8 protein-coding genes are annotated in these 9,510 nt (G+C 52.4%); 4 read left to right on the top strand and 4 right to left on the bottom strand.

Going from position 1 to position 9,510, the window contains the following annotated elements; translation table 11 throughout:
• Positions 1-78: 78 nt before the first annotated feature.
• From ACYQ8U_RS19595 to ACYQ8U_RS19580, 4 genes are all read right to left on the bottom strand, one after another.
• Positions 79-795 carry a hypothetical protein gene (locus ACYQ8U_RS19595; protein ID WP_459947259.1) on the bottom strand — a complete coding sequence of 239 codons (717 nt, stop codon included), beginning with the start codon at positions 793-795 and terminating at the stop codon, positions 79-81.
• A gap of 351 nt (positions 796-1,146) precedes the next feature.
• Entirely contained in the window at positions 1,147-1,983 is an 837-nt protein-coding gene (nadC, locus tag ACYQ8U_RS19590; protein WP_459947258.1) for a carboxylating nicotinate-nucleotide diphosphorylase, read from the bottom strand.
• Between the two features lie 39 nt (positions 1,984-2,022).
• Complete coding sequence (locus ACYQ8U_RS19585; protein WP_459947257.1) at positions 2,023-4,689, bottom strand: valine--tRNA ligase; 2,667 nt, start codon at positions 4,687-4,689, stop codon at positions 2,023-2,025.
• A 219-nt stretch (positions 4,690-4,908) separates the two neighbouring features.
• Positions 4,909-6,003: a deoxyguanosinetriphosphate triphosphohydrolase gene (locus ACYQ8U_RS19580; RefSeq protein WP_459947256.1), complete on the bottom strand. Its 1,095-nt coding sequence runs from the start codon at positions 6,001-6,003 to the stop codon at positions 4,909-4,911.
• Between the two features lie 289 nt (positions 6,004-6,292).
• Here ACYQ8U_RS19580 and tpx point away from each other — a divergent pair, with 289 nt between their 5' ends.
• The 4 genes from tpx to eno all read left to right on the top strand — a co-directional run bounded on the left by tpx (position 6,293) and on the right by eno (position 9,501).
• The gene (tpx, locus tag ACYQ8U_RS19575) at positions 6,293-6,796 is read left to right on the top strand and encodes a thiol peroxidase (protein ID WP_459947255.1); all 504 of its coding nucleotides are present in this window, start codon (positions 6,293-6,295) and stop codon (positions 6,794-6,796) included.
• Positions 6,797-6,851: 55 nt separating this feature from the next.
• Positions 6,852-7,337, top strand: coding sequence for a methylated-DNA--[protein]-cysteine S-methyltransferase (locus ACYQ8U_RS19570; RefSeq protein ID WP_459947254.1), 486 nt, complete (start codon positions 6,852-6,854; stop codon positions 7,335-7,337).
• An 81-nt stretch (positions 7,338-7,418) separates the two neighbouring features.
• Positions 7,419-8,009: a manganese efflux pump MntP gene (locus tag ACYQ8U_RS19565; protein ID WP_459947253.1), complete on the top strand. Its 591-nt coding sequence runs from the start codon at positions 7,419-7,421 to the stop codon at positions 8,007-8,009.
• 220 nt (positions 8,010-8,229) lie between these two features.
• Positions 8,230-9,501, top strand: a complete 1,272-nt coding sequence (gene eno, locus ACYQ8U_RS19560; protein WP_459947252.1) for a phosphopyruvate hydratase — start codon at positions 8,230-8,232, stop codon at positions 9,499-9,501.
• Positions 9,502-9,510: the final 9 nt, after the last annotated feature.

Genomic DNA, 9,510 nt, shown 5'->3' with positions numbered 1-9,510 from the left:
CTCATATGGAGAGGGTTATTTACCCGACTTCTCCTGCAGTGTCAACAGGTTTTCGAGTATTTTTTTCTTTTCGTATTCCTAAATATCTTTGTGAATGGATAGCCCGCCGAGATCCAGATCGAAGTCCAAGTCCTCATCCATATCCATATTTCCCGTTTTTTTTGAGCTTCCTGAACTGCTTTCACCCAGCACGTCTGAGAAATCTATCTCGTCAAGGGCTAGTACGGTATCCGTTGCCCTGGCCTTTTTGTTCTTCTGCGCCTCATCTACCCCATCCAGACCAAGATCGATGTAGAGATCTTCCAGTTCAAGATCGGACAAATCAGCGTTTACGGTTTTTTCCGCGGGTCGCCTGACCGTTTCAAGTGGTTTGGCGGGAGGGGCAAGATCGGTCATATCCGACAATTCAGCTGGTATTTCCATTACTGAAGCAGTCCTGGCGATCGGCTCGGCCACCTCCTCTTCAGCCATATCCTCATTGAGGAGGTTCACCTCGGGTTCATCAGCATCTTCAAACTGACTGAAATCGATTTCAATCTCTCCTTCGTCGTCCAGCTCATCCTTCACCGCCCCTAAACCGGTCTTTTCGTCTTGCGCAAAACGGATTTCACCGCCCAGGTCGGAGTCCTCATCCTCGACAAGAAGTTCGAGCTCTTCATCGACATACTCCTCGACACCATTACCTGACTTTTCTTGAAAAATATCGCTCTGTTGTGAAAGTTCCTCCTGCTGCTGTCGAGGCAACTTGAGAAAACTCGGCGTCTGAATATTATAAGTGGTACCAAACAGACTCACGGCAGTCGCCTTGATATCCTTATTACATTTGAGGCATTTTTCCAGATGATCAAAAGAAATGTATCCACATTTTGGGCAACGCATGAGCAGGTACCTCTTGGTATATCTTGGTGTAAACTGTCGATGGGCACTGTACAGCAAGCGTACTTGTACCGACATATTTCCCGTTTATCGGGGATAGATTTTGCTAAGATCGATGTAATAGCATAACGTTTGAATCGAGTATCGCATATTTCCATGACAATAATCAAGAAATATGCACCAAATAAATGACATAACGCCGCTAACCGGCAAACAAGCTGGAAAAAGTACCAGCACCTCTGTACGGTTTTACCGCGACGCCCGTAGCTCCTAAAAAGACCAGTCCATGCCGATATCACAGGAAGGCGCCGAATGAGTCAAGGCGCCGACGGAAATAATATCCACGCCGCTCATGGCAATGGCTTCCACAGTCTGCAGCGTCACGCCCCCGGACGCCTCCACCAGGGCCCGGCCGTTGATCAGTCGAACCGCGGTTGACATCATTTCCGGAGTCATATTGTCAAGCATTATGATATCGACGCCGCATGCCAGACATTCTTTCACCTGTTCCAGGCTGTCCGTTTCCACCTCCACTCGGATGGTGTGGGGAATTCTCTCCTTTACCTTGTCCACCGCCTCGCGGATGGAGCCACAGGCGGCAATATGATTATCCTTGATCAAAACACCATCAGCGAGATTAAACCGATGATTTGCCCCGCCACCGACGCGCACAGCATATTTTTCGAGCACACGCAGGCCCGGCGTGGTTTTCCGGGTGTCAGTGATGCGCACCGAATACACCTTCACTTTTTCTACAAACTGGGCGGTGAGCGTAGCGATCCCGGAAAGCCGCTGCAGCAGGTTAAGGGCCACCCGCTCCGCTTTCAGCAGATCGATAACCGGCCCGCTGACCGTGAGCAGACCCATTTTCGGCCTGGCCCAGGTTCCATCAGGCACCGGATCAACTATTATGACCTCAGGATTCTGCACCTTGAACACCTCGGCGGCAACACTCTCCACCCCGGCGACAATGAACGAATCCCGCGCCACCAGCCTGGCACTGCCGATTTCATGATCGGAGAAAATCGACTCACTGGTAAGGTCACCCCGCCCCACGTCCTCCAGGAGGAACTGACGAATCATGCTCTGAAGAAGATTTTTATCCATTGTCTCTCCCCTTTCCGTTCACCTTGTTTGCGGCTCCGGTCATGCTAATTTTTTCAGTCGCGCTTCGGCTTCGACTATTTTGGCCATCGTGGCATCATAACCGGCCTTTTTCTCCTGCTCTTTGGCAACCACCTCCTCGGGGGCGTTGGCAAGAAATTTCTTATTCGACAGTTTGCCATTCACCTGGGCCAGTTTGACCTCGATTTTTTTCCGCTCCCGCTGCAGCTTGGCCAGCTCGCTCTCGACATCGACCAAGCCTTTCAGCGGGACAAAGATCTCGATATCGTTATAAATATAGGTCGCGGCATCGGTCGGCTTGACCGCCTCCTGCTTGATCGTCAGCGTGCTCAGCCTGGTCATATCGGCAATGGCCGCGGTGAAGGCCGTGAGACATTGTGCTTTCTGCGTATCGCCACAGATAACCAGCGCCTCAATTTTCGTCGAAGGATGCACTTCGGCCTCGGAACGGATATTTCTAATGCCGGTGATCACCCCCATCAACATCTCCATCTGCGCTACCGCTTCAACGTTCAGCCAATTTTCCTGTCTGTCCGGAAAGGGACTGATGGCAAGCAGCGGCCGATCACCGGGCAGAACAGACCAGATCTCTTCAGAGACAAAGGGGGTAACCGGATGGATGAGTTTGACAATCGTCTCCAGGACGACGAGCAGAACGCCCTGCGCCTGTCGTTTGGCCACCGGGTCGGTACCAAACAGATCGGCCTTGATCCACTCAAGGTACCAATCACAGAATTCATGCCAGATGAACTGATAGTTGGCCGAGGCGACGTCATTAAAACGATATTCATCGAGCCCCGATCGTACCTCGTCAATGGCCGAGGCAGTCCTGCTGAGAATCCACTGATGGACCAGCGGCAATTCCCCCGGCCGCGCGACAACATCCTTGATCGACTCGCCGCAGTCGCTGACATGCATCAGGGCAAAACGGGCGGCGTTCCAGATTTTATTGATGAAGTGGCGATAGCCCTCGATCCGCTCCTCATCGAGCTTGATTTCCCTGCCCTGGGCCGCGAAAGCCGTCAGGGTGAAACGCATGGCGTCGGTGCCGTATTCTCGCATGACCACCAGTGGATCGATGACATTACCGGTCGACTTCGACATCTTTTTGCCGTGTTTATCCCGGACCAGGGCGTGCAGATAGACATCCTTGAACGGTACTTCGTCCATAAAATGCAGACCCATCATCATCATCCTGGCCACCCAGAAAAAGAGGATATCAAAACTGGTAATTAACACCGAGGTCGGATAAAAGGTTGCCAGCTCTTTCGTGTTCTCCGGCCAGCCCATGGTCGAGAAAGGCCAGAGCGCCGAAGAAAACCAGGTATCCAGGACATCGGTCTCCCGGGTAAGATTTTCAGAGGCGCATTTCGGGCAGGTGGTCGGATCCTCGGACTCGACAATCAACTCGCCGCAGGCATCGCAGGTCCAGGCGGGGATGCGATGCCCCCACCAGATCTGCCGGGAAATACACCAGTCGCGAATATTGTCCATCCAGCTGTAGAAGGTGTTATACCAGGTTTTCGGGTAGATATTTATCCGCCCTTCCCGGACGGCGGCCACCGCCTTGTCGGCCAGAGGTTTCACCGAGACAAACCACTGCACCGAGGTTGTCGGCTCGCTCACCGTTTTACAGCGATAGCATTGCCCGACGGCATGCTCATACTCTTCAACTTTTTCAAGCAAGCCGAGACGTTCCAGATCCTCGACCACTTTCTTACGGCAGGCGAAACGGTCAAGCCCGCAATAGTCACCGGCGGCGGCATTCATCACCCCCTTGTCATCGATAACTTTCAGGCGGGCAAGGGAATGCCGCAGACCTATTTCATAGTCGTCCCGATCATGGGATGGGGTCACTTTCAGCGCGCCGGTACCGAATTCCCGGTCGACATGCTCATCAAAAACCACCGGAATGACTCTGTTCGTCAAGGGCAGACTAATGCCTGTTTCGGCAAGATGTTTGTAGCGCTCATCGTCCGGGTGCACCGCCACGCCGGTATCGCCGAGCATCGTTTCCGGTCTGGTGGTGGCGACGACGACATAACCGGAACCGTCGGCATAGGGATAGCGGATATGGTACAGTTTTCCCTTTTTGTCCTCGTGCTCCACCTCGTCATCGGCCAGAGCGGTCTGGCAGCGAGGGCACCAGTTGACGATGTAATCGCCCTTATAGATGAGCCCTTCCTTAAAGAGCCGGACAAAGACCTCCCGAACCGCCTGGGACAGCCCTTCATCCATGGTAAAACGTTCACGCTCCCAGTCGCAGGAGGCGCCAAGCTTTTTCAACTGGTTGATGATCGTGCCGCCCTTCTCTTTGCGCCATTCCCAGACTTTCTCTACAAACGCCTCACGGCCAAGATCATCACGGGTTTTACCTTCGGCTGCCAACTGGCGTTCGACCACGTTCTGGGTGGCGATGCCGGCATGATCGGTACCCGGCACCCACAGGGTATTGTCGCCGCACATGCGATGATAGCGCGTCAGGATATCCTGCAGGGTATTGTTCAGTGCGTGGCCGACGTGCAGTACTCCGGTGACATTCGGTGGTGGAATAACTATGGAAAAGGCCGGTTTGCCTGCTTCCATTCTGGCGGCAAAACAGGCTGATTGCTGCCAGCTATGCAGCCATTTTTCTTCCACTGCGGCAAATTCATAACCCTTGCTCAAGAGTTCTTCTTTCTTATTCATAATTCATAATTTGTTTTTATTGATTTTTCTTATACTCCACACGGCGCACAATTTTCGAGAGTACCTACGAAGGCACCAGAATTCAACAGTTTTCCCCAAGGCCGACCAAAAAGGTTGCCACGGTGCAGGTGCGCATGGACCTGTTTGTCATGTATCGGTATTTACTGCAGAGGCATCCGTTCGGGCTCAGGGAACACGAGCGTGGAGAAAACCGCAAGGTTATTTGGCGCTCCACGGTTCCGGCAGAAAAATGTGTTTATAAATGGACAGGGCATAACGATCGGTCATTCCGGCAACATAGTCGCAGACCTTTCGATGGGCCTTTTTTTCATTCGCCCAGATCTCTTCGTCAATTTTGCACTCCCATACGTCGTTCCTGAGACGGACGATCCCTCTCTCCATGAAATAGTTATAGAGGTCGGCGATTATCCGCTGCGCCTTGATAAACTCATTGTGTACCTTGTAATAGGTGTAAACATTTTCATAGAGAAATGAGCGCATATTGGTGATTGCTTCGAGCATCCCTTCGCTGATGTGCAGATCACCATCGTCGGCGGTCAGGGTCTCGACGATCAAGTCACGAACCATCGAACCAATGCGCTTTGAATGCCTTTCACCAACGACCTGGCGAATTTTTGCCGGCAGATCACCTTCAATCAAAATTCCGGCGCGCAGAGCATCATCGAGATCGTGGTTGACATAGGCGATGATATCGGCAAGCCGAACGACCTGCCCTTCGAGGGTGACGGCGCTTTCCGACTTGTCCTTCGGCAGGATATCGGCGCGCCCCTTGGAGTGGCGGATAATACCATTACGTACTTCAAAGGTAAGGTTGAGGCCCTTACCGTCATTTTCCAGGAAATCGACAACCCGCAGACTGTGCACATAATGGCGAAAACCACTTGGGTGCAATTCATTCAGAGTGACTTCCCCGGCATGACCAAACGGCGTGTGGCCGAGATCGTGGCCAAGGGCAATGGCTTCGGTCAGCGGTTCATTCAGGCAGAGGGCCGAGGCGATGGTTCTGGCTATCTGGGAAACCTCAAGGACATGCGTCAGTCTGGTTCTGTAATGGTCACCGGTGGGAGCGAGAAAAACCTGCGTTTTATGCTTGAGTCGCCGAAAGGTTTTCGAATGCGTTATTCGGTCCCGGTCGCGTTGAAAAGGGAGCCGAATATCAGACATTTCTTCCTCTTCTTCGACATGTCGGCCGGAGGAATGTTTGTTCAGTGCGGCAAATGGCGAGAGGATTTTTTCCTCCCGGTCTTCAAGCTGTTTTTTGATCGATTCTCCAATAACTGGTACGAAAGACATAAGCTCACTCTGGTGACCGTGTACATCCAACTTGGGCTGGACTCCCTGCTCCTGTGCATATGACCCGAAAAATATCCCCCTGTTTAACCACGATCGGTTTATGATTTCAATATTTTCCATCAGAATGGTTGACAAGTACATAAAGAGTAAGAATTTCTATGAAGTAACGCTCAACGAGCAATGACAGCAAAAGAGAAACATCGAGAAGGGAATAGAAAAAACATCGCTTGTCTTACTGAAAGACATCCCACAGAACGAAAAACCACATACCATGCACAAGGAGACAAAAATGGCCAAAATCACCCTCAAAGGCAATGCTATTGAAACGATAGGTTCACTCCCGGCAATTGGATCAGCGGCGCCGGAATTCACCCTGGTTAAAACTGATCTTTCCGAGGCGAGCCTAAAAGAGTATAAAGGAAAAACCGTGGTACTGAGTATCTTTCCATCGATTGACACCGGTGTCTGTGCCGCGTCTGAACGTAGGTTCAACAGTGAAGCGGGAAACCTTGCTGACACGGTTGTCCTGTGTATTTCCGCGGATCTGCCCTTTGCCCATAACCGCTTCTGTGAGGCAGAGGGATTAAAGAACGTCACTCCCCTGTCGGTTTTCAGGGCCGCCGACTTCGGCAAAAATTACGGCCAGACCATCACCACCGGTCCGCTTGCCGGTCTTCTCGCCAGGGCCGTGGTCGTGATCGACCCGCAGGGAAAGGTGAAATACACAGAACAGGTACCTGAAATCACTGAGGAACCAGACTACGAGGCAGCGCTCAAGTCCCTTAGCGCGTAATAAAACTCGTCATTCCGGCTTGCCCCGGAATGACGACAGAAAGAAAGATTACATCATGCAGCAATACTGTTTCTACCAAAGTCCCATCGGAAAACTTCTGCTTATCGGTGCCGACGGCATTCTTGAAGCACTGCATTTTCCCAACGAGGCGAAACAAACCGACATTGGCGAAGACTGGCATTACGATGAGGAATGTTTTCAACCAGTCCTCCGGCAACTTGCCGAATATTTTGCCGGCAACCGGCAGCAATTTGACCTGAAAATCGCCCCCAAAGGCACACCCTTTCAGGAAAAAGTGTGGCAGGAACTGCGCAGAATCCCCTTTGGCCGGACCGCCAGCTATCAAGACATTGCCGTACGGATTGGTAATGCCAGGGCATGTCGGGCAGTGGGCATGGCCAACAATAAAAACCCCATCCCCATCATTGTTCCCTGCCACCGGGTCATCGGCAAGGATGGTTCCCTTACCGGTTTTGGCGGTGGCCTGGATATCAAAAAACAACTCCTTGACCTTGAACGAGGCGTTTGTACAGGCGATTAGCAAGCACCGGGATTGTGTGACCTGTGCCGACCGCGACCAGGAGCCGCTTGCGGCAAAAAGCCCCTTTTACCAACCTCTCCCATGCATATACTCACCATACTTGGAATCGCCGTGGCCCTGGCAATGGATGCCTTTGCCGTGGCCATCGCCACCGGGGTCTGCCTCAAGCAGGTCAGCTTTCGCCAGACGTTTCGCCTCTCCTGGCATTTCGGCTTCTTTCAGGCGATGATGCCGATCATCGGCTGGACCATCGGCGCTTCCGTGCAGAATTATGTTGCGGCCTATGCCCACTGGGTGGCGTTTCTCCTGCTCGCCCTGGTCGGCTCGAACATGCTGAAAGAAGCTATCCAGCTCGAAAAAGACGAAGATAATCCCATATGCCGGAAAGACTCAACCAGAGGGATGACCATGGTCATGCTTTCGGTAGCGACGAGTATTGACGCCTTGGCCGTCGGCCTGTCCATGTCACTGCTCCAGGTGTCAATCGCCTATCCGGCCTTGATAATCGGCATAGTTGCCGGCCTTTTCACTATCGCCGGACTGCACTTAGGTAAAAGGATATCCGGACTCACCTGCCTCTCCACCTGGGCAGAGATTGCCGGCGGGCTGGTGCTCTGGCTGATAGGTCTGAATATTCTCCGGGAAAATGACGTGTTCCGCACTCTATTTTAACAAAGAATCGAGCTGAAAAAATCGTCCGGCCACATAATCATCGATGAATGGACGTTTACAGGCAACATCCATTTGACCTGCTCCATCGAGTGTTTATTGTTTCAGCTCACTCTACAACTCCTTTGCTATCACGGTAAAAGTGGCCTGCCGGAAACGGCAGAGGACAGATTCGATACCAGCTATTCTCACATGACGATTCAGTCAAAACAGGGAGCAAGGCATGAAGGATACAATAACAGCTGTGCGAGGGATGGAGATCCTCGATTCCCGTGGCAACCCGACGGTGCGGGTTTTTGTTGAACTGAATGATGGCACCAAAGTTTCCGCCTCCGTCCCCTCGGGGGCCAGTACCGGCGAAAATGAGGCAATTGAACTGCGCGACGGTGACAAAGCCCGCTATCTTGGCAAAGGTGTTCTGAAGGCGGTTGATAATGTCAACAGCATCATCGGTCCGGCCATCATCGGCATGCCGACAACAGAGCAGATTGCCATAGATGTCAGCATGCTCGAGCTTGACGGTACCGAGAACAAATCAAAGCTCGGAGCAAACGCCATTCTCGGCGTGTCCATGGCGGTTGCCCGCGCGGCCGCACAATCGGTTGGTCTGCCCCTCTATCGCTACCTGGGCGGAACCGGTGCCAGAAGGATTCCGGTGCCGGCAATGAACATCATCAACGGTGGCGCACACGCCGACAACAGTGTTGATATTCAAGAGTTTATGGCCGTACCGGTGGGCGCACCATCGTTTAGAGAAGGACTGCGATATATCGCCGAGACCTTTCATGTCCTGAAAAAACTCCTGAAAAGCCGTGGGTTGGCTACCAGCGTCGGCGATGAGGGTGGTTTTGCGCCTAACCTGCCCAGTAATGAAGCAGTAATGGATATTATCATCGAGGCCATCGAAGAGGCCGGATATACACCGGGTAAAGATATTTCTATTTCCCTCGACAGTGCCGCCAGCTCTTTTTCCACCGATCTGACCACCTCATACGACCTGGCCAAATCGGGAGCCGGAAAAATGCAATCCGCCGATCTCATCGAAATGGGGGCCAGATGGGTGGACAAATACCCCATCGTTTCCTGGGAAGATCCCCTGGCGGAAAACGACTGGGAAGGTTTCAAGAAATTCACCGAACGGGTCGGCGACAAGATAGATATTGTCGGCGATGACATCTTCGTCACCAACACCCGCTATATTGCCCGGGGTATTGAAGAAAAAACCGCCAATTCGGTACTTATCAAACTCAACCAGATAGGTACGGTCTCCGAGAGTATCGATGCCGTACGGATGTGCCGCGATGCCGGCTGGCATTATTTCATCTCCCATCGCTCAGGTGAGACGGAAGACACCTTTCTCGCCGATTTTGCCGTGGCCATGGACGGCGGCCAATTGAAAACCGGCTCGGCCTCGCGAAGTGAACGAATCGCCAAATACAACAGGCTCCTGGAAATTGAACATGATCTTGGCGGCTCGGCGCTCTATTACTGGTAAATTCAGCGC

The sequence above is a fragment of the Desulfocastanea catecholica genome (assembly GCF_054657295.1).
Note: the sequence above shows the minus strand (reverse complement) of the source record. Positions and strands in the feature narration are given on the sequence as shown.